Below are 20,900 nucleotides of genomic sequence, written 5' to 3' on the forward strand. Positions count from 1 at the left end.
GCCCTGGCCCACGCTGGCGGCGAAGGCCTTGAAGGGGAATGGAGTTTCTGGCGTGTCGGGTGCGTCGGCCACGGTGGTGGGGAATGGCGTGATTTGCAGCTCACGCTCGTAGGTCAGGGGGCCGCTCATACCGTGCTCGCCTGTGAAGCGTCGGGTTCCAAAAACTCCAGCTGGTTGCCCGCCGGGTCTTTGACGTAAAAGCGCAGGTAGCCCACCAGCGGGCGGCTTTCTTCCAGCGGCACCTGGGCCTGCAGCAGGCGGCTGCGCAACGTAGGCAGGCCTTGCACCTCGAACGCCAAATGGTTGGGGATGGGGTTGGGCTGCCAGTTGTCGGTAGGCACCAGGTCGATGCGCTGCTGCCCGGCCACAAAACGCAGCGGCGCTCCGGCGGGCGCCCCCCCGTGGAACTCGGTCAGGCCGATCAACTGGTTATAAAAGCGCCGGATTTGCGCCTCGTCGCCCGCGCGGAACGGCAGCTGGGCGTGGTGTATGGAGTGGATGGTCATGGGTTTCCTTGCTTCGGCTTGATCTTTAGCTTTGGGATACACGGGGCAGGTATTCGTTGGCCACTACTTCGCCAAACGGGCCGGTAAGGCGCTGGCCGGGTAACTGGCCTTGCAACTTCTCTTGCAACTTATTTGGCAGCAGCGGGAACACCAGTTCGGCGAAGCGGTAGGCCTCTTCCAGGTGCGGGTAGCCGGACAGCACAAAGGTGTCCAGCCCGATGTCGGCGTACTCCTGCATGCGGGCGGCCACGGTTTGCGGGTCGCCCACCAGGGCCGTGCCCGCGCCACCGCGCACCAGGCCCACGCCCGCCCACAGGTTGGGGCTGATTTCCAGGTCGGCCCGGGTGCGCTTTTTGCCACTGCCGTGCAGCGCGGCCATGCGGCGCTGGCCTGCCGAGTCCATCCTGGCAAACGCAGCCTGGGCACGGATGACGGTGTCGTCGTCCAGCTTGCTGATCAGGCTGTCGGCAGCGGCCCAGGCCTCGGCATCGGTTTCGCGCACGATGACGTGCAGGCGGATGCCGAACTTGACCGTGCGGCCGTGTTTGGCGGCACGGGCGCGCACGTCGGCCACCTTCTTCGCCACTTCGGCAGGCGGTTCGCCCCAGGTCAGGTAGGTATCGACCTGCTCGGCGGCCAGGTCGTGCGCCGCGTCCGACGAGCCGCCAAAGTACACCGGTGGATACGGCTTTTGCACTGGCGGGTACAGCAGCTTGGCCCCCTTGACGCTGAGGTGTTCGCCTTCAAAGTCAAAGCTCTCGCCGTTGTGGCTGCGGGCCAGAATCTCGCGCCAGATGCGGATGAACTCGGCCGACTGCTGGTAGCGCTGGGCGTGGTCCAGGTACACGCCGTCGCCTTCCAGCTCGGTCTGGTCGCCGCCGGTCACCAGGTTGATCATCAGCCGCCCGCCAGAAAGCCGGTCGAAGGTAGCCGCCATGCGTGCAGCCAGGCTGGGCTGGTGCAGGCCGGGGCGCACGGCGACCAGGAACTTCAGGCGTTGGGTGACGGGCAACAGGCTGGCCGCCACGACCCAGGGGTCTTCACACGAGCGGCCGGTGGGTAGCAACACGCCTTCATAGCCCAGGCTGTCGGCCGCCTGGGCGACTTGCTTCAGGTAGTTGTGGTCGATCTCGCGCGCGCCTTGCGCCGTGCCGAGGTAGCGGCTGTCGCCGTGGGTGGGGATGAACCAGAAAACTTGCATGGCAACCTCAAAAAATGAACGTGAAAGTTAGGTTTTCAACACGGCATCGGCCACGTTGAGGGGTTTGGGGACCAGGCCGATCTTGAAAAACGCCTGCGCCACGCGCTGCTGGTCGGCCACGGTGGCTGCCGCCAGCGGGGCCACGGGCGAGCGCGGGCGGCGGGTCAAAAACAGGCTGACCACGCCCGCATCCAGCCCGCTGAAGTCTGCAATCAGCTGGATGGCCTGCTTGCGGTCGTCCTGGGCCAGGCGGTCGGCGTGGGTCAGCTCTTCAAACAGCACGGCAATCGCCTGCGGGTGCTGGCTGGCAAAGGTTCTTGATGCCAGGTAAAACGAGTTGTTGTTCGACAGGCCCCGGCCATTGGCCAGCACGCGGGGCTGCACCGCCAGCTCGGTGGCGGCGTAGAACGGGTCCCAAATGGCCCAGGCATCCACACTTTTGCGCTCGAACGCGGCCCGCGCATCGGCGGGTGTGAGGTAGATGGGCTGGATGTCGCCCCACTGCAAACCGGCCTTTTCCACGGCCCGCACCAGCAGAAAGTGCGCACTCGACCCCTTTTGCAGCGCCACCTTGCGGCCCTTCAGGTCGGCCAGAGTGCGCAGGGGTGAATCGGCCTGGGTCAGGATGGCGGAGCTGTCGGGCTTGGGCGGCTCGGCCCCTACGTAGACCAGGTCTTTGCCTGCGGCCTGGGCGAACACCGGGGGTGCATCGCCAGTGAGGCCAAATTCCAGGCTGCCGACCGACAAGGCCTCCAGCAGTTGCGGCCCGGCAGGAAACTCCAGCCAGCTGATCTTGGTGGCGGGCAGGCGCTTCTCCAGCCAGCCCAGTTGCTTGGCGATGACCAGGTTGACGGCGGACTTTTGGTAGCCAATACGTAATTGCTGGAGTTGCTGCAAAGGCGCATTCGCTACGTTTTTAGTAGCTGCCTGCGCAGGTGGAATCAGCGCCAGAGGGCTAAAAAGCCCAAAACTTGCGGCACTGGCCGCCAGCAGGCGCAAAGCGTTGCGCCGGTCGTTGGGGTGGTGCATGGCCGTGCTCCTCAGGCCACGCCCGCCTGGGCGGCTTCCAGAATGCTGATCTTGCGCGGCAGCAGCTTCAGCTCAAAGAAGGTGTCGGCAATCTGCTGCTGCTCGGCCAGGATGGATTTGGTGACGACCACCGTGCCGATGGGGCGGCGCTGCAAGCTCAGCTCGGCCACACTGCGGTCCAGCCCCAGGATGGCGGCGTATTCGGCGGCAGCGGCGGCACGGTCGGTGCCAAACCATTTGTCAATGGCCGTGACCTCCTCCACCGCGATGCGCAGGATGTCGGCGTTCTTGTCGGCAAAGCTGCGCGAACTGAAGTAGTAACCCCGGTTGTTGACCACGCCAGTGGCATCGGCCAGCAGGCGGGCATCCAGCGTCTTTTGCGCCGCCGCGAGGAACGGGTCCCAGATCACCCAGGCATCCACCGAGCCCTGGGTGAAAGCGGCGCGTGCATCGGCAGGTGCCAGGTGGATGTGCTGCACGTCGGTGTAGGCCAGGCCGTTTTTCTCCAGCAGCTTGGCCAGGAAGAACTGCACGTTCGAGCCCTTGTTGTAGGCGACTTTCTTGCCCTTCAGGTCCGCCAGCTTCTGGATGGCCGAGCCCTTGGGCACGATGATCGCCTCACTGGCGACCAGCGGCGCGGTGGCGGCCACGTAGACCAGCGGCGCACCGGCGGCCTGGGCAAAGATCGGCGGGGCTTCGCCCACGTCGCCGAAGTCGATGGCACCGACGTTGAGCGCTTCGAGCTGCACCGGCCCGGCGTTGAATTCGGTCCAGGTCACGCTGGCACCCAGCGGAGCCAGGCGCTTTTCCAGCGTGCCACGGGCTTTCAAAAAGCTCAAAACGCCTTTCTGGTTGCCGATGCGGAAGACGCGTGGGGCCTGGGCGAAGCTGTTGAAAGCGGGTACGGCCAGCGCGCTGGCGGCCAGCACGTGGCGGCGGGAGATCAGCTTGGATGCGTTCATAAAAAGTCCTTGGGGTGGTGCGCAGGCAAGGCTTCGCCCTGCCGCGTTGCAGCCATGTCAAAAAAGTAGGGAGCCGAGGGAGCGTTTAAACGCTACAGCGCACGCGGGAGAAATGGATGGGGGCGTTGGCCGCTTGCTTGCCCCAGTCCTTGGACACTGGCAGCAAACCGGCCGCACGCTTTAGGCGCTGCGCCAGGTCATCGTCCAACTGGTGGCCATCGGGCGGTAGCAAAACCACCTGTCCATCGGTGGCAAACACCCCCGGCAGAATGTGGTCGGCCCCCAGCGACTGCAGCACGGGGCGCAGCGCATAGTCCAGCGCCAGCATGTGGTGCGGGCTGCCACCGGTGGCCATGGGCAAGATGGTTTTGCCTTTGAAGCCGGTCTGCGGCAACAGGTCTAGAAACAGCTTCAGCACACCGCTGTAGGCTGCTTTGTAGATGGGCGTGGCCACTACGATGGCCTGCGCCCGCGCCACCTTGGCCACCGCCTGCGCAATGCTGGGGTGGGCCACGTCGGCCAACACCAGCGCCTGGGGCGACAGGTCGCGGATCAGCACCCGCTCTACCTCGGCCCCGCGCAGCGCCAGGTGCAGTTGCACCGCATCCAACAAGGCGGCGGAGCGCGAGCGCTCGGACGGGCTACCGGCAATCAGAAGAATGGACATGCCGGGCTCCTTACTTTTTGCCGTAGATTTGATCGAACACGCCACCATCGGCGAAATGGGTCTTTTGTGCCTTGGTCCAACCGCCGAAGAGTTCGTCGATGGTGAACAGGTTCACATTGCCAAACTGCTTGGCGTACTTGGCAGCGGCGGCTTTGTCCCGCGGGCGGTAAAAGTTCTTGCCTGCCAGGTCCTGGCCCACGGGGCTGTACAGGTACTGCAGGTAGGCCTCGGCCACCTTGCGGGTGCCGCGCTTGTCCACCACTTTGTCGACCACGCTTACGGGTGGCTCGGCCAGGATGGACAGGCTGGGGGTGACGATCTCGAACTTGTCTTTGCCAAACTCTTGCAGCGCCAGGTAGGCCTCGTTTTCCCAGGCGATCAGAACGTCGCCCTGGCCGCGTTCGGTAAAGCTGGTGGTGGCACCGCGGGCACCGGAATCCAGCGTGACGGCGTTGCTGTACAGGGCTTTCACGAAGTCGCGGGCATGGGCTTCATCGGCCCCGTTCTTCTTCACGGCAAAGCCCCAGGCGGCCAGGTAGTTCCAGCGGGCGCCGCCGGAGGTTTTGGGGTTGGGCGTGACGATGCCGATGCCGGGGCGCACCAGGTCGGACCAGTCGGCAATCTTCTTGGGGTTGCCCTTGCGCACCAGAAACACGATGGTGCTGGTGTAGGGCGAGGCGTTTTGCGGCAGGCGCTTTTGCCAGTCGGCGGGAATCAGCTTGCCGTATTCATGCAGCGCGTCTACGTCGTAGGCCAGGGCCAGGGTAACCACATCGGCCTCCAGCCCGTCAATTACCGAGCGCGCCTGCTTGCCCGAGCCACCGTGCGACTGCTTGATGGTGACCTCTTGCTTGTTCTTGGCCAGCCAGTCTTTGGCAAAGGCGGCGTTAAAGTCTTTGTAGAACTCGCGGGTCGGGTCGTAAGACACGTTGAGCAAGGTCACCGGGGCGGGTGCCTGGGCATGAACCGACAGACCTGCGGCGGCGGCGGCGATGGCGACAAGGGCTTTAGAGAGATGGCGGCGGGTCAACATAGAGGATTACAGTTCCAGATAAAGTGCGATGGGTTGGATTCTGAAAGCCAACCATCAAAACTGGAACGAATGAATTCTCAGTTGTTTATTACTTAAACATCTCAAGCGCATGGACTGGCACGTCCAAGTCAAAAATTAGCCCTCTCCGTCGGACATAGTTGGCACGCGGCGTGCTCGGCCTGCTTGTAGTTTGGCGGCAGAAAGCTACATTCGATTGCATGTCGGTGCCGGGGCGCGTCACCCCCGGCAAACAAAGCGCCAGTGTCCAAGAGTCTGTTTACGATGTGTTGGGGGGTGGAATAAATCGTAAACAGCCTCTGCGAGCGTGGTGCCACCGGCGCCATATTTGAGGCGCGAGAACGTGTGCATGGCGTATTTGGGGCCGGGCGGCTGTCTTTGCCATGAACGGTGCCGAAAAGATGATGCGCGAACCGGCATTCGGGTAGTCCAAACAGCCGCCTCCATTTGCTATTTAAATAATAGCTACTAGCGCATATTGAACTTGCACCAACTGCCAAAATTCCATCCAACCACGGGTTTGCCCGCGTAAACCCTGGGTTGCAATGTCTTTGCTGCCCGGCCAAGCACCCAAAAACCATCTTGTATCCTGATATTTTCGAACCTTATGGTAAAGTTCATTATGAATCAACAGCTTACGCAGCCCTCCAGACTTGACTAATCTCGCCATAGCCTCTAACCTTCGACCGATGCATAAATGGCTCGCTGTTTTATCTCTTGTATGCGCATCTGTACACGCTGCGCCTCAGACCACCATCCAAGAAGACATGGACAAGTTACTGGCCGATCGCGGTCTGCTAACCCATACCATTGACCAGCTGGAACAGGTACGGCAAACCGTTAGCACCCGGGCTTCGGACTTGGTGGTTAACGCGATGGGGTTCCTGGGCGTACCGTACAAATTTGGTGGCACTTCAGCCGAAACCGGCTTCGATTGCAGCGGCTTTGTTCGCGCCATGTACGAGCAAACCGTCGGTTTGGTTCTGCCTCGCCGTGCCAACGAACAAGCGGCCGCCACCGACCGTATTGAAAAAAGCGAATTGCGCCCTGGCGACCTGGTGTTCTTCAACACCATGCGCAGAGCCTTCAGCCATGTGGGTATTTATGTGGGCGATGGTAAATTCATCCACGCTCCCCGCACCGGTTCCGAAGTCCGCGTAGAAGACATGCGTACTGCTTACTGGCAACGCCGCTTTGATGGCGCCCGCCGCGTCACCCCCAACGCCGAAGCTGATATCCCTTCGACCAAGTAGCTTCGGCGGTAAAACCTGCCAGTTCTGACGGTCTTTGCGGAAATCGGCCAAGCCGATAAGCTCCATTCTTTTGGAGACAGCCCATGCAGCGAAAAACCGCCCAGGATTTCGACCAGGAACTGCTGATATTGTTCGATGCCTACGTGCACGGCACACTGGACCGCAGAGGTTTTCTGGAGAAAGCCCAAAAGTTTGCCGTAGGCGGCGTTACCGCCACCATGCTGCTCGGAGCGCTCAGCCCCAATTTCGCGCTAGGCCAGCAAGTCACCCCCACCGACCCTCGTATCGCCACCGAAACGCTGTCCTACGCGTCTCCTAACGGCTCCGGTACGGTCAAAGGCTACTTGGCCCGCCCCGCCAACGCCACAGGCCCCCTGCCCGCCATCTTGGTGGTGCACGAAAACCGCGGCCTGAACCCCCACATCGAAGACATCGCTCGGCGCTTGGCACTGGACAACTTCGTCGCCTTCGCGCCCGACGCACTAACGCCGCTCGGCGGATACCCCGGTGATGAGCAAAAAGCCGTGGCCTTGTTTGCCCAGCTCGACCAGACCAAAACCGCGGAAGACTTTGTAGCAGCAGCCAACTTCCTCAAAGCCCGCCCCGAGGCGGTCGGCAAAATCGGCGTGGTCGGTTTCTGCTTCGGTGGTGGCGTGGCCCACATACTCTCAACGCGCCTGCCCGACCTGGGTGCCGCCGTGCCCTTCTACGGCAACCAACCCGCCGCCAGCGCCGCCAGCCAGGTCAAAGCACCCTTGCTAATGCACTTTGCCGCCGTCGATGAACGCATCAATGCCTCTTGGCCGGTGTACGAAGCCGCCCTGAAAGCCGCTGCCGTGCGCTACACCGCCTACCAATATCCAGGCACACAACACGGATTCAATAACGACACCACGCCCCGCTATGACGCGGCGGCGGCCAAACTCGCATGGGAGCGGACCCTGGCGTTCTTCAACCAGAACCTGCGCGGTTGAATATCCCGAATGCCCTAAAGACATTTTTTATCGCCCATAAAAAAAACCTCTAAGAAAAAATTTCTTAGAGGTTTTTGGGTATTAAATGGTCGGTGTGAAAGGATTCGAACCTTCGACCCCTTGCACCCCATGCAAGTGCGCTACCAGGCTGCGCCACACACCGATCAAGCCTTGTATTATAGCCTGCGCTTAGAGCACTTCTGAGAGCAAGTCACGAATTTCGAATAATTCTTGGCGTACCGATAAAAGGTGCTGGGCGGCAGCGTCGTCATAGTCCAGCGTGACCACATCCTCCAGGCGCTCAAACGATGTGTCACCTTCGTCCAGAGCATCCATGTCGTCCAACATAACATCCCCCAGGCGCTGCTTGTCGCGGTCGCCTTGCACAAGTTCCTGCAGCTTGTTGCGCGCACCACTGATGGTGAAGCCCTGGTCATAGAGAAGGTCGCGGATCCGGCGGATCATCAGCACTTCGTGGTGCTGGTAGTAGCGCCGGTTACCACGCCGCTTCATGGGCCGCAACTGGGTGAATTCCTGCTCCCAATAGCGCAGCACGTGCGGTTTCACCCCGCACAGATCCGCCACCTCGCCAATGGTGAAGTAGCGTTTGGCGGGGATGGACGGGAGGGAATTTCCCATAAAAATCAATGTGATCCTGTGGAATGCGCGAGCAACCCACAAGGGTACCCGAAGTAACACATAGACGGAAAATTAGTTCGCAGCACCTCGGCCACCTGCGTGAAAAATATCACGCCAATATGGGTACAGCAAAAATTCTTTCAGCCCTGGATTTGCTCTTTGAGCTTGTGGCTGGCGTGGAAAGTCACGACCCGGCGGGCATCAATGGGAATCGCTTCGCCCGTGCGCGGGTTGCGGCCAGGCCGGGGGGCTTTGATGCGAATTTGGAAGTTACCGAAACCTGAAATCTTGACATCCGTGCCCTCGACCAGGCTGGTGCTGACCAGGTCAAAAAAGGCATCCACCATATCTTTAGACTCGCGCTTGTTCAGGCCGATTTGCTCGAACAGCAAATCGGCCAGTTGGGCCTTGGTCAGGGCTGGGGTTTCCAGACTTTCAACCGCAATTTCCACGGCTTTCTCCAGGTTGTCGTGTGAGATCAAAACCGCTGCGCTCAGGCGCGCAGACGCGCACCGCATTGCGTACCGAGCTGGGCCAGTATCGCCTGCACCGTAGACTCGATCTGCAGCTCGGTCAGCGTGCCATCCAGACTGTTGAGCGTGAGACGCAGCGCAACGCTCTTCTCACCTTGCGCCAAGCCGCCTGTAGGCACAGGCTCAGTGCCTTTGGGCGAAGGCTTAGGGCGGTAGATGTCAAACACCACGGTGTCGCGCAACAACCCATCCGTAGCGGCAGCCTGTGTGGCTGCCAACAGTGCACCATGGCCAACCGCTTCGGCCACGATGACGGCAATATCGCGTTCAACCGACTGGTGCTTGGCCACAGGCGCAAATACCGGTACGGGCCGTTGCAGTACGGCATCCAGCTCCAGCTCAAACAGCATCGGCGCCTGCGCCAAGTCATAGGCCTGGCGCCATTGCGGATGCAGTTCGCCGATAAAACCAATCACCTGTCCACCCACCAGCACCCGCGCGCAACGGCCAGGGTGCAAAGCAGGATGTTCAGCCGCCTCAAACTGGACGGGCAGCGGCGCCAGTAGCGCCTCCACGTCGCCCTTCATATCGAAGAAGTCAGCCGCCTGTTCACTGCGCCCCCATTGCAGCCGGTCGGCCGCACCGAAGCTGATGCCCGCCACCCGCATGGGCTGGTGAAAGCCCGCCACAGTGGTGTCGGAGTTCACGGCGTTGGCATCGCGCAAAAACACGCGGCCTAACTCAAACACCCGCACCCGGTTCGCTTTTCGGTCAAGATTAAACTTCAAAACTTGTAGCAAAGAACCCATAAGGGACGAGCGCATGACACTCATTTGGCTTGCAATCGGATTCAGCAGCTGGATGGGGTTAGGGTTGCCCGCCAGCTCTTTCTCCCAGCGTTCTTCGACAAAGCTGAAGTTGATGGTTTCCTGGTAACCCAAACCCGCCAAAGCACGGCGCACAGCGAATGGGCTGCGCTGTGCTTCAGTGCGGATTTTGGCGGTGATGGGGGCCAGCGGTGGCGTAGTGGGCAACTGGTTGTAGCCCACCATACGCACGATTTCCTCGATCAAATCTTCTTCAATGGTCAGATCGAAACGGTAAGACGGCGGGGTCACGGTCAGCACGCCATCGCCCTCCACCACTGGCAAACCGAGGCGGATCAATGCGTCGGCGCACTGCGCCTGGGTCAGCGGCATGCCGATGACTTTGACGGCCCGTGCCACGCGCAAAGTGACTGGCACAGCTTTCGGCACGTTAACCTGGGTGTCGTCCATCGGACCGGCTTCGCCACCGCAGATGTCCAAAATCAATTGCGTGATACGTTCCAAGTGCTCCACGGTGTTGCTAGCATCCACGCCGCGCTCGAAGCGGTGCCCAGCATCGGTAGAGAAGTTGTAACGGCGCGAACGGCCCGCAATCGACTTGGGCCACCAGAAAGCGGCTTCAGCATAGATGTTGACTGTATCGTCCGACACGGCCGTTGCATCGCCGCCCATGATGCCCGCCAGTGACTCGACCTGACTGTCATCGGCAATCACACCGACTTTTTCGTCGACGGTAACGGTGTTGCCGTTCAGCAGCTTGAGCTGCTCGCCGGGCTGGCCCCAGCGCACATCGAGTCCCCCGTGGATTTTGTCCAGATCAAAAATATGCGAGGGGCGGCCCAGCTCAAACATCACGTAGTTGGAGATGTCCACCAATGCCGTCACGCTGCGTTGGCCGCAGCGCGCTAAGCGGTCCACCATCCATTGCGGGGTGGTGGCTTTGGGATTGACGTTGCGCACCACACGGCCCGAAAAACGGCCACACAGGTCGGGGGCGCTGATTTTGACTGGCACGCGGTCGGTTCTTTTCACCGCCACAGCGGGGAAGCTGGGCTGCAGCAAGGGTGCACCGGTCAGCGCGGCGACTTCGCGGGCTACGCCAAACACGCTCAGGCAGTGCGCCAAATTTGGCGTGAGCTTGAGGGTGAACAAGGTGTCATCCAGCGTCAAATATTCGCGGATGTTCTGGCCCAGAGGCGCATCGGCCGCCAGCTCCAGCAGGCCCCCTTGGTCTTCGGACAGCTTGAGTTCGCGGGCCGAGCACAGCATGCCTTGGCTTTCAACGCCGCGCAGCTTGCCAACCTTAATCACGAAAGGCTTTCCATCTTCACCAGGCGGCAATTCGGCACCCACCAGCGCGCAGGGCACACGGATACCGACGCGGGCATTCGGTGCACCGCAAACGATGTTTAGCAGCTCCGCTTGGCCGACATCGACGTTACAGATACGCAGGCGGTCGGCATTCGGGTGCTGTTCGGCAGTCTTGATTTCTCCCACGACGATGCCGGTAAACGGCGGGGCCACGGGTTTGAGTTCTTCAACCTCCAACCCGGCCATGGTCAAGGTGTCGGCCAGTTGCTCGGTGGTCAGGTCGGGGTTGCAGAAAGCGCGCAACCAGGATTCGGGAAATTGCATGGTCTAGTTCTGCTGAAAAGTTGTAGAACTTACGCAGTGCACCTTGATGTCGTCCGGGCGATCAGGTGGCTAGCGTAACTCTTGGATTTATTGAAACTGGCTGAGGAAACGGATGTCGCCATCAAAAAACAATCGCAGGTCGTTCACACCGTAGCGCAGCATGGTTAGACGGTCCGGGCCCATGCCGAAGGCAAAGCCGATGTATTTTTCGGGGTCCAGACCCATATTGCGCACCACGTTCGGGTGCACCTGGCCGGAGCCGGCCACTTCCAGCCAACGACCCGACAAGGGGCCACTCTGGAACTGGATGTCGATTTCGGCACTGGGCTCGGTGAACGGAAAGAAGCTGGGGCGAAAACGCAGTACCAGGTCATCCGACTCAAAGAAGGTACGGCAGAAATCGGTGAAGACTACTTTCAGGTCTTTGAAGCTAACGTTCTCGCCGATCCACAAGCCTTCGCACTGGTGGAACATCGGCGAGTGGGTGGCATCGCTGTCCACGCGGTAAGTGCGGCCGGGCGCGATCACGCGGATCTCGGGCATGACCTGACCCGCGTCAATGGCGGCGCGGTGTTTTTTCACGTGCGTCACCGCATGGCGGATCTGCATCGGACTGGTGTGGGTGCGCAGCAAGTTGGGCGCGGTGGCTGTGCCGCCTTCGACGTAAAACGTATCGTGCATAGAGCGCGCAGGATGGTCTTCAGGCGTGTTCAGCGCGGTGAAGTTGAACCAGTCGGACTCGATCTCAGGGCCTTGGGCAACTTCAAAACCCATGGAGCCGAAGATAGCCTCGATGCGCTCCAGCGTCAGGGACACGGGGTGCAAACCGCCCTGCCCGCGCTGGCGGCCCGGCAAGGTCACGTCGAGGGCCTCGGCCTTGAGTTGCTGCTCCAGCTCGGCATCGGCCAAGGCTTTGCGGCGTGCGGTCAAAGCGGCTTCGATGGCCTGTTTGGCCAGGTTGATGGCGGCACCGCGTGATTTTTTTTCTTCTACGCTCAGGGCCCCCATGCCCTTCATCAGCTCGGTGATGCGACCGGATTTACCTAAAAACTGGGCTTTGGCATTCTCCAGATCGGCGGGCGTGCTGGCCCCCAGGAAACTGCTGTGTGCTGCACTGACAATCGCGTCCAACTCGTTCATAAGATCTCTTGGAAATGACAAAGGGCTAGCGCCTTTTCAAGCTCTAGCCCTTGGTTTACTTGCACAGAATGCTACTCAAAGAATAGCAAACTAGCGTGGGGAATCAAGCAGCCAGACGGGCCTTGACTTGCTCCACGATGCTGGCAAAAGCCGCCTTGTCGTGCACAGCGATATCGGACAGCACTTTGCGGTCGATCTCGATGGCTGCCTTCTTCAGGCCATTGGCGAACTGGCTGTAGGTCAAACCGCATTCACGCGCGGCGGCGTTGATACGGGCAATCCACAGCTGACGGAACACCCGCTTGCGGGTCCGACGGTCACGGTAGGCATATTGCCCAGCCTTCATTACCGCTTCTTTGGCGACGCGGTAAACATTACCGCGGCGACCGCGGAAACCTTTAGCAAGGGCGAGAACTTTTTTGTGGCGGGCGCGAGCCGTTACACCACGTTTGACGCGAGGCATGTATTTACTCCTTGTTCGTCGTTAAATCAAATACCACGGCCGGGCAGCATCTGCGCCATGTGACCCATATTGGTCTCATGCACTGCAGTAGAACCGCGCAACTGGCGTTTATTTTTGGTGGTCTTCTTGGTCAAGATGTGACGTTTGAAGGCGTGGCCGCGTTTAACGGTACCACCTGGACGAACGCGAAAGCGTTTTTTCGCCGCGCTCTTGGTCTTCATTTTGGGCATTTCAATGCTCCTGTTCATTGTGCTCGTGAGGCGCTGGAAACCGATCCCAGACTTGTTGGCCCCGAGCCACTTCTTAGTGGCGAGTTTTCACTCTCCACTTCTGAGCGGTGGGCTTTCACCCCCCGCTTCAGGCAGAGAAACTTGCATTTCTCTGCATTTACAACCCGCAAGCCGAGACCTGCGGGCTGAAATTCTTACGATGCCGTGACAGGCGCTGGCGCAGCTTCTGCGGCGGGCTTGCTGGACGCTGGCTTCTTCTTGCCAGGCGCGATCATCATGATCATCTGGCGGCCTTCCAACTTGGGAAACTGCTCCACGATAATCAGATCTTGCAAGTCGTTGCGGATGCGTTGCAGCAAGGCCATACCGATTTCCTGGTGGGTGATTTCTCGCCCCCGAAAACGCAAAGTGATCTTGCACTTGTCGCCGTCGGCCAGGAAACGCTTGATATTGCGCATCTTGATGTTGTAGTCGCCATCGTCGGTACCGGGACGGAATTTGATTTCCTTGATCTCGATCACCGTTTGCTTGGACTTCGCGTCAGCCGCTTTCTTTTGTTCCTGGTATTTGAACTTGCCGTAGTCCATCAAACGACAGACCGGCGGGTTCGCCGTAGCAACAATTTCAACCAAGTCCACATCGTATTCACCGGCCAAACGCAAAGCTTCCATCAGGCTGACTATGCCTAAGGGCTCATTTTCTGGGCCGGAAAGACGAACTTCCGGGGCCATGATTTCACGGTTCAGACGGTGTTTGCGTTCTTCGCGGTGACGGCGGTCACGAAATTCAGTAGCGATGGCTCAAATCCTTAAAAATCAGAATGCTATAGTAAAAATAGCAACTACCGCAGACAGGGCGTGCGCTAAAGCCTAGGTTTATTTAAAAACTACAGTTTTAGAGTGATGTCACTGGCAATTTTGGACTGAAAGTCCTGTAGCGACATCACACCGAGGTCAATATTGCCCCGGGCGCGCACTGCGACGGACCCAGCTTCTTTTTCTTTGTCGCCTACGACAAGGATGTAGGGAAGCTTTTGCATCGAATGCTCTCGTATTTTACGCGTTATTTTTTCATTGCGTAAATCCAACTGCACCCTAAGCCCTTGATCTTGCAGCGTTTTGGCAATTTCACGACAGTAATCGTCCTGCGACTCCGAGATATTGAGGATGGAAACCTGCGCCGGAGCCAGCCAAGTGGGCAATGCGCCAGCATGTTGCTCGATCAAAATGCCGATAAAACGCTCCAGACTGCCAAGGATGGCGCGGTGCAGCATGACCGGGCGGTGCCGGGCACCGTCTTCACCCACAAACTCGGCATCCAGGCGCTCGGGCATGGAGAAATCAACCTGCATCGTGCCGCATTGCCACTGGCGGCCAATCGCATCTTTCAGGGTGTATTCGATTTTGGGGCCATAGAAAGCACCGTCGCCGGGGGAAATTTCAAACTCGACCCCGGACGCGCGCAGGCATTCCATCAAGGCGTGTTCGGCCTTGTCCCAAATCTCATCCGAGCCGATGCGCTTTTCAGGGCGCGTGGCCACCTTGTAGATGATGTTGTTGAAGCCAAAGTCGGCATAGACCTTCTGCAGCAACGCGGTGTAGTTCACGCACTCTTGCAAGATCTGGTCTTCGGTGCAGAAAATGTGCCCGTCGTCCTGCGTGAAACCACGCACGCGCATGATGCCATGCAGGCCGCCCGAGGGCTCGTTGCGATGGCACTGGCCGAATTCGCCGTAGCGCAGCGGCAGGTCGCGGTAGCTCTTGATGCCTTGCTTGAAAATCAGAATGTGGCCGGGGCAGTTCATCGGTTTCAGGGCGTATTCGCGCTTTTCCGATTCCGTGGTGAACATGTTTTCGCGGTACTTGTCCCAGTGGCCGGTTTTCTCCCACAGCGTCTTGTCGATGACCTGCGGGCCTTTGACTTCCTGGTAGCCGTTGTCTTGGTACACCTTGCGCATGTACTGCTCTACGCCTTGCCAGACAGTCCAGCCCTTGGGGTGCCAAAACACCAGGCCGGGGGCGTGGTCGTCGATGTGGAACAGGTCGAGCTCGCGGCCCAGCTTGCGGTGGTCGCGCTTTTCGGCTTCTTCCAGCTGCGTCAGGTAATTTTGCAGATCGTCTTTGCTGGCCCAGGCCGTGCCGTAAACGCGTTGCAGCATTTCGTTGTTGTGATCACCGCGCCAGTAGGCACCGGCCAGCTTCATCAGCTTGAAGAACTTCAGCTTGCCGGTGCTGGGCACGTGGGGGCCGCGGCACAGATCTTCGAACGCGCCTTCGCGGTACAGCGATACATCCTGGTCGGCCGGGATACTGGCGATGATTTCGGCCTTGTAGTGCTCGCCCAGGCTTTTGAAATAGGCCACGGCCTCGTCGCGTGGCAGTACGCGGCGGGTCACGGGCTCGTCTTTGGCGGCCAGGGCGACCATCTTCTTCTCAATGGCGACCAGGTCGTCAGGCGTGAATGGGCGTTTGTACGAAAAGTCGTAGAAGAAACCGTTTTCGATCACCGGGCCGATGGTCACCTGCGCGTCGGGAAACAGGTCCTTGACGGCATAAGCCAGCAAGTGGGCGGTAGAGTGGCGGATCACGTCCAGGCCGTCCGCGTCCTTGGCGGTGATGATGGCCAGCGGGCTGTCCTGGGTGATCTGGTAGCTGGTGTCCACCACGGCACCGTTGATCTTGCCCGCCAGCGCGGCCTTGGCCAAGCCGGTGCCGATAGTAGCGGCTACTTCGGCAACCGTGACTGGGCCAGGAAATTCGCGGACGGAACCATCGGGGAGCGTGATGTGGATCATGGGTATCTGGAGTTAAAAAGCAAAAAGCGCGGTGGATAACGTAAAAGTTAAGCCGCGCTAGCTTGTGAGCCCTAGATTTTAACCGTCAATGCGCACCCGCTGCCGCCTCGGCCGCAGCCTTGCCCATCGCGGCCGGGCGCTGGGTGATCCACACCAGCGGGATCAGCAGCAGGAACATCACGGACGAGGCAAAAAACACATCGTTGGCCGCCAAAGTTGCCGCTTGCTGGCCAATCAGCCGGTTCACTGTCTCCAGCGCCTGCTGCGGCTCCATGCCTGCGCTGGCCAAACCATTCAACGCGCCGGTGGCGGTTTGCCGCCCCGCGTTGATGTACTCGGTCAACTGCGCGTGGTGCAAGGTGGTGCGGCTTTCCCACACCGTGGTGACGATGGACGTGCCCATGGCACCGGCGGTGATACGCACGAAGTTGGTCAAACCCGAGGCAGCAGGAATGCGGTCTGGGGTCAGACCCGACAGCGTCAGGATGCTCAGCGGGATAAAGAAACACGCCATCGCAATGCCCTGGATGATGGTGGGCACCATCAGCGTGGCCTCGTCGGCCTGCACATTGAAGCGCGAGCGCATCCACAGCACGATGCCGAACACCACGAAGGCCATGGTGGCAAACAGGCGCGGGTCAAACTTGGCGATGTTCTTGCCCACCAGGGGTGACAGCACGATGGCCAGCAAGCCCACCGGTGCCAGCACAAAACCGGCCTGCGTGGCGGTGTAGCCCATGTACTGCTGCAACCACAGCGGCAGCAACACCACGTTGCCAAAGAACAAGCCGTAACCTACCGAGGTGGCCAGCGTGCCCGCCCAGAAGTTGCGCCGGGCAAACAGGCTCAGGTCGGTGACCGGGTGCTTGTCGGTCAGCTCCCAGGCCACGAAGAACAAAAAGCCTACCAACGCCACTGCGGCCAATATCTGCACTTCGGTAGAGTTGAACCAGTCCAGTTCCTTGCCCTTGTCCAGCATGATCTGCAGCGCGCCCACCCAGATGACCAGCAGGGCCAGGCCCACGCTGTCGATGGGCAGCTTTTTGGTGGCCGTTTCGCGTTTGCGGTACAGGTTCCAGGTGGCCGCAGCAGCCAGAAAGCCCACCGGAATGTTGATGTAGAAAATCCACGGCCAAGAGATGTTGTCGGTAATCCAGCCGCCCAGCAGCGGGCCCACCACCGGCGCTATCAGCGTGGTCATGGCCCACATAGCCATCGCCGTGCCCGCCAGCGCTTTGGGGTAGCTGGACAGCAGCAGCGCCTGCGACAACGGAATCATCGGCCCGGCCACAAAGCCCTGCAAGATGCGAAAGGCGATCAGCGTACTCATGTTGGGGGCCAGGCCGCACATCCACGATGCCAGTACGAACAGCAAAATGCTGATGGTGAACAGCCGTACCTGGCCGAAGCGCTGCGACAGCCAACCGGTGAGCGGCACCGAGATGGCGTTGGCCACGGCAAAGCTGGTAATCACCCAGGTGCCCTGGTTGGGGCTGACGCCCAGGTCCCCGGCGATGGCCGACAGGGACACGTTGGCAATCGACGAGTCCAGCACATTCATGAACGTGGCGGTGGACAAAGCGATGGTGCCCCACATGCGGGCCGAACCCTCTAGCGGGGGCGGCGGCGTGTAGGCAAATGCAGAGGCTGCAGTGGACATGGCGAGGCAATCCGTCCGAAAGGTTTACTGGGCTTGCGCCACGGCGGCGGACGGGGCGGCGGCCACAGCCATCGCCTTGCTGCTGCTCTTGCCCGCGGCATGGCCCAGGTTGGCGGTGATCACACGCTGCACATCGGCATCGGCCGCGCTCTCAGGGGTGGCACCCACCTGCATGGTGGACAAGGCCACACTGCGCGGCGCCTCGGCCAGCATCTGGCCGTCTTGCTTGGTCACGTCAATCGTGGCATCCATCGACAGGCCCACACGCAGCGGGTGGCTCACCAGCTGCTGCGGGTCCAGGGCGATGCGCACGGGTACGCGCTGCACCACCTTGATCCAGTTGCCGGTGGCGTTTTGCGCGGGCAACAGCGCAAAGGCCGCACCCGTACCCACACCCAGCCCGGCCACGGTGCCGGTGTATTCCATCTTCTTGCCGTACAGGTCGGCGGTCAACTTGACGCTTTGGCCGATGCGGATGTTGCGCAGCTGCACTTCTTTGTAGTTGGCATCCACCCACACCTGGCTCAGCGGGATGATGGACATCATGGGTGTGCCCGCCGCGATGCGCTGGCCGAGCTGGATGGTGCGCTTGGCGACATAGCCGTCCACCGGGGCCAGGATGGCCGCACGCTGGCTGGCCAGGTAGGCCTCGCGGACCTTGGCGGCCGCGGCCAGCACGCTGGGGTGCTGGTCGATGCTGGTGCCGTCGGTCATGGCCTGGTTGCTGGTGAGCTGCTCTTTGGCGGCGGCCACACCGGCCTGGGCAGCGGCCACGCTGGCCTGCACCGAGGACAAGCCGCTTTGGGCGGTGGCCAACTGGGTTTGGGCGTGGCTGAGTTCTTCTTTGGAGACCGCGCCGTTGCCGGTCAGGGCCTGGCGGCGGCGCAAGTCGTCCTGCGCACGGGCGACTTCGCTTTGGGCGCGGGCGATGTCGGTTTGGCTGCGCGTCACGTCTGCCGTACGCAGGGCGATCTGGGCGGTCAGCGTGCCGTTGTTGGCGTAAAAGGTGCGCACCTGGCGCACGGCCTGGGCCAGATTGGCCTCGGCCTGGTCCAGGGCCAGCTTGGAGTCGGCTGGGTCCAGCTTGACCAGCGGCTGACCGGCTTTCACGAAGTCGGTGTCGTCGGCCAGGATGGCCATCACGGTGCCACCGACCTGCGGGGTGATCTGGATCACATTGCCCTGCACGTAGGCGTTGTCGGTGTCTTCATAGTGGCTGGCGATGACGGCGTCGTAGGCGATCCAGCCCAGCCCGGCCAGCACCACCACGGCGGCGATGGTGATCAGGGATTTTTTGCGCTGGGGGTTGGCGGCGGCGGCCTCGGGCGTAACGGGGGCAGCGTTGGTTGTGGAATCAGACATGGTGTTCACCTCAGATAAATTTATAAAAAACAGGGCTCTAGCGCAGGTTTAATATGCGCTGGCAGCTATTGATTCAGTAGCAGATGCGTTGTAACCGCCACCCAACGAGCGCACCAGCGCCACCTGCGTGTCCAGTGCGCGAGCGGCCAGATCGACCTGCGAACGGCGTTGGGCCAGCACGGCGGTCTCCGCGGTCAATACGTTCAGGTAGTTGCCCAGCCCGGCGCGGTAGCGCTGCACGGCAATCTCGTAAGCGGCTTCGGCGGATTGCTGTGCGGCGCGCTGCTCGGCTTGCTGGCGCACGATGGACTGCTGCGAAGTGAGCTGGTCGGCCACGTCGCGCACGGCATCGACCAGCGCGGCGTTGTAGCTCTCGACCGCGGCATCCAGGTCGGCGGTTTTGACCTTCAGGCCGGCGCGCAAACGGCCCGCGTCAAAGATCGGCAAATGGAGGGCCGGGCCAATGCCCCATTGCTCGCTGCCCGCATGCAGCAGGTTGCCCAGGCCGATGCTGGAGAAGCCGGCAAAGCCCACCAGGTTGATGTCGGGATAGAACTGGGCTTTGGCGCTATTGATATCGGCGCCGGCGGCTGCTACGCGCCAGCGGGCGGCAGCGATGTCGGCCCGGCGGCCCAGCAGGTCGGCGGGAATAGCCTGCGCATTTGCTGCGGTTTTAATAGCTGACAGCGCAGGCAGTACCAGCGCATCTGCCGCATTGGGCTGTCCTACCAGCGCCGACAAAGCGTTGCGGCCCAGGGCGATTTGCTCGTTCAGGGCTTCGATCTGCTGGCGGGCTTCGGGCAGGCCGCCCTGGCTTTGGTTCAGCTCCAGGTGGGTGTCCAGCCCGGCATTCACACGGTCGCGCACCAGCGACAGCAACTCGTTGCGCTGGGCCAGAGTACGGTTGGCCAGCTCCAGTTGGCCGTTCAAACGCAGCAGTTGGAAGTAGCTGCGCGCCACCTGGCTGACCAGCAGCACGCGGGCCGCTTGCGCGTCGGCCTGGGCGGCTTGGGTTTGGCCCAGGGCGGCATCGAGTGCTGCGCGGTTTTTGCCAAAAAAGTCGAGTTCCCAGCTAGCGCTGAGCTGGGCCGTGCCGCTGTTGTAAATATTACCCGCCAGCGGAGCCGGGTACAGGCCGTGGGCGGTGTAGAGCTGGCGCGTGCCCGACACATCTGCCCCCACCTGGGGCAACGTGGCAGAGCGGGCCCCTTCAGTGGCCGCCTGGGCGCGGCGCAGGCGGGCCTGCGCCAGCTTCAGACTGGGGCTGCCGTCCAGCGCCTGGGTGACGAGGCGGTCGAGCTGCGCGTCGCCAAAACCATGCCACCACTCGGCATCGACAGCGGCCACATCCGACACACCCACCACGCTGGCGGGCTGCATGTGGGCCTGTGGCGTGATGCCCGAGTAATTGGCGCAGGCCGCTAGGCCGGCCAAGGCGACTGCGGCCAAAGCCAGGCGGGGCATGGCATTCATAGATTTAAGAAGCATTGTTTTCTCCGTCAGCAGATGTTGTTTGTTGGGCTTGTTGGAAATCGTTGGCGTTGTCTAGCATGCGGCGCAGGTAGCTTTTCAGGGCCTCCCATTCTTCGACCGAGAAGCCCGCGAGGTAGGCGTTTTGCACCCGGCTGAGCACTTCGGGTATGGCCTTAGCGGCATCGCGCCCGGCTTCGGTGATCTCCAGGTTGACCACCCGACGGTCTTCGTTGGAGCGCACCCGCTGGCACAGGCCTTTGGCCTCCAGGCGGTCGAGCATGCGGGTCATGCCACCGGCATCCAGCGTGCAAAAGCGGGCCAGTTCGGCCACGGTGGATGCCTCGCCGGTGGACATTTTGAACAAGGGCTTCCATTGCGCATTGGTCAGGCCGCTGGGCTCAAACTGGCGCTCCAGTTCCTGGATCATGGTGTTGAAGAGCCGCGACAGCAGGTGGCCAACGCCATCGTTCCCGGCAACATAGTTGTCTGCCGCGTAGAACGCCGGGGCAGACGCTGGCGCAGAGATTGAGCGTGTGTTCATGGCCCGTATTATTAATTGCC

The 20,900-nt window shown here is 61.0% G+C and carries 20 protein-coding genes and 1 tRNA gene; 2 read left to right on the top strand and 19 right to left on the bottom strand.

Features of this window, described 5'->3' with window-relative positions; translation table 11 throughout:
* Nucleotides 1-125: 125 nt before the first annotated feature.
* The 6 genes from ABI213_RS18110 to ABI213_RS18135 all read right to left on the bottom strand — a co-directional run bounded on the left by ABI213_RS18110 (nt 126) and on the right by ABI213_RS18135 (nt 5,398).
* A complete protein-coding gene (locus ABI213_RS18110) occupies nt 126-506 on the bottom strand; it encodes a VOC family protein (protein WP_348007988.1) in 381 nt (126 codons plus the stop codon).
* A gap of 25 nt (nt 507-531) precedes the next feature.
* Nucleotides 532-1,707 carry an FMNH2-dependent alkanesulfonate monooxygenase gene (ssuD, locus tag ABI213_RS18115; RefSeq protein ID WP_348028104.1) on the bottom strand — a complete coding sequence of 392 codons (1,176 nt, stop codon included), beginning with the start codon at nt 1,705-1,707 and terminating at the stop codon, nt 532-534.
* Between the two features lie 27 nt (nt 1,708-1,734).
* Nucleotides 1,735-2,736, bottom strand: coding sequence for a sulfonate ABC transporter substrate-binding protein (locus ABI213_RS18120; RefSeq protein WP_348007986.1), 1,002 nt, complete (start codon nt 2,734-2,736; stop codon nt 1,735-1,737).
* Between the two features lie 11 nt (nt 2,737-2,747).
* Nucleotides 2,748-3,698, bottom strand: coding sequence for an aliphatic sulfonate ABC transporter substrate-binding protein (locus ABI213_RS18125; protein WP_348007985.1), 951 nt, complete (start codon nt 3,696-3,698; stop codon nt 2,748-2,750).
* A gap of 85 nt (nt 3,699-3,783) precedes the next feature.
* Complete coding sequence (ssuE, locus tag ABI213_RS18130; protein ID WP_348007984.1) at nt 3,784-4,365, bottom strand: NADPH-dependent FMN reductase; 582 nt, start codon at nt 4,363-4,365, stop codon at nt 3,784-3,786.
* Between the two features lie 10 nt (nt 4,366-4,375).
* On the bottom strand, nt 4,376-5,398 hold the full coding sequence (locus tag ABI213_RS18135) for a sulfate ABC transporter substrate-binding protein (RefSeq protein ID WP_348028106.1): 1,023 nt from the start codon (nt 5,396-5,398) through the stop codon (nt 4,376-4,378).
* 707 nt (nt 5,399-6,105) lie between these two features.
* On the opposite strand from ABI213_RS18135, the gene ABI213_RS18140 reads away from it, so the two are divergent.
* A complete protein-coding gene (locus ABI213_RS18140) occupies nt 6,106-6,669 on the top strand; it encodes a C40 family peptidase (RefSeq protein WP_348007982.1) in 564 nt (187 codons plus the stop codon).
* 83 nt (nt 6,670-6,752) lie between these two features.
* A complete protein-coding gene (locus ABI213_RS18145; RefSeq protein WP_348007981.1) occupies nt 6,753-7,643 on the top strand; it encodes a dienelactone hydrolase family protein in 891 nt (296 codons plus the stop codon).
* 86 nt (nt 7,644-7,729) lie between these two features.
* On the opposite strand, the gene ABI213_RS18150 is transcribed toward ABI213_RS18145, so the two are convergent.
* From ABI213_RS18150 to ABI213_RS18210, 13 genes are all read right to left on the bottom strand, one after another.
* Nucleotides 7,730-7,806: transfer RNA gene (locus ABI213_RS18150), tRNA-Pro, on the bottom strand.
* 26 nt (nt 7,807-7,832) lie between these two features.
* Nucleotides 7,833-8,282 (bottom strand): MerR family transcriptional regulator, encoded by a 450-nt coding sequence (locus tag ABI213_RS18155; RefSeq protein WP_348007980.1) that lies wholly within the window; start codon nt 8,280-8,282, stop codon nt 7,833-7,835.
* Between the two features lie 140 nt (nt 8,283-8,422).
* Entirely contained in the window at nt 8,423-8,734 is a 312-nt protein-coding gene (locus ABI213_RS18160; RefSeq protein ID WP_295956877.1) for an integration host factor subunit alpha, read from the bottom strand.
* A 41-nt stretch (nt 8,735-8,775) separates the two neighbouring features.
* Nucleotides 8,776-11,217 carry a phenylalanine--tRNA ligase subunit beta gene (pheT, locus tag ABI213_RS18165; protein WP_348028108.1) on the bottom strand — a complete coding sequence of 814 codons (2,442 nt, stop codon included), beginning with the start codon at nt 11,215-11,217 and terminating at the stop codon, nt 8,776-8,778.
* Nucleotides 11,218-11,304: 87 nt separating this feature from the next.
* On the bottom strand, nt 11,305-12,357 hold the full coding sequence (gene pheS, locus ABI213_RS18170; protein WP_348007978.1) for a phenylalanine--tRNA ligase subunit alpha: 1,053 nt from the start codon (nt 12,355-12,357) through the stop codon (nt 11,305-11,307).
* Between the two features lie 103 nt (nt 12,358-12,460).
* Nucleotides 12,461-12,820, bottom strand: a complete 360-nt coding sequence (gene rplT / locus ABI213_RS18175; RefSeq protein ID WP_295956883.1) for a 50S ribosomal protein L20 — start codon at nt 12,818-12,820, stop codon at nt 12,461-12,463.
* A 26-nt stretch (nt 12,821-12,846) separates the two neighbouring features.
* On the bottom strand, nt 12,847-13,050 hold the full coding sequence (gene rpmI / locus ABI213_RS18180) for a 50S ribosomal protein L35 (protein ID WP_315203975.1): 204 nt from the start codon (nt 13,048-13,050) through the stop codon (nt 12,847-12,849).
* A gap of 194 nt (nt 13,051-13,244) precedes the next feature.
* The gene (infC, locus tag ABI213_RS18185) at nt 13,245-13,847 is read right to left on the bottom strand and encodes a translation initiation factor IF-3 (RefSeq protein ID WP_295956980.1); all 603 of its coding nucleotides are present in this window, start codon (nt 13,845-13,847) and stop codon (nt 13,245-13,247) included.
* An 89-nt stretch (nt 13,848-13,936) separates the two neighbouring features.
* Complete coding sequence (gene thrS, locus ABI213_RS18190; protein ID WP_348007977.1) at nt 13,937-15,844, bottom strand: threonine--tRNA ligase; 1,908 nt, start codon at nt 15,842-15,844, stop codon at nt 13,937-13,939.
* 85 nt (nt 15,845-15,929) lie between these two features.
* On the bottom strand, nt 15,930-17,504 hold the full coding sequence (locus tag ABI213_RS18195) for a DHA2 family efflux MFS transporter permease subunit (protein WP_348007976.1): 1,575 nt from the start codon (nt 17,502-17,504) through the stop codon (nt 15,930-15,932).
* Nucleotides 17,505-17,528: 24 nt separating this feature from the next.
* Nucleotides 17,529-18,866: an efflux RND transporter periplasmic adaptor subunit gene (locus tag ABI213_RS18200; protein ID WP_348007975.1), complete on the bottom strand. Its 1,338-nt coding sequence runs from the start codon at nt 18,864-18,866 to the stop codon at nt 17,529-17,531.
* Between the two features lie 48 nt (nt 18,867-18,914).
* Complete coding sequence (locus ABI213_RS18205) at nt 18,915-20,354, bottom strand: efflux transporter outer membrane subunit (protein ID WP_348007974.1); 1,440 nt, start codon at nt 20,352-20,354, stop codon at nt 18,915-18,917.
* A complete protein-coding gene (locus ABI213_RS18210; protein ID WP_348007973.1) occupies nt 20,344-20,880 on the bottom strand; it encodes a MarR family transcriptional regulator in 537 nt (178 codons plus the stop codon). Before ABI213_RS18210 ends, ABI213_RS18205 begins: the two co-directional genes overlap by 11 nt.
* Between the last annotated feature and the right edge of the window lie 20 nt (nt 20,881-20,900).

This window comes from Rhodoferax sp. (assembly GCF_039922535.1).
GTDB lineage: Bacteria > Pseudomonadota > Gammaproteobacteria > Burkholderiales > Burkholderiaceae_C > Rhodoferax_B.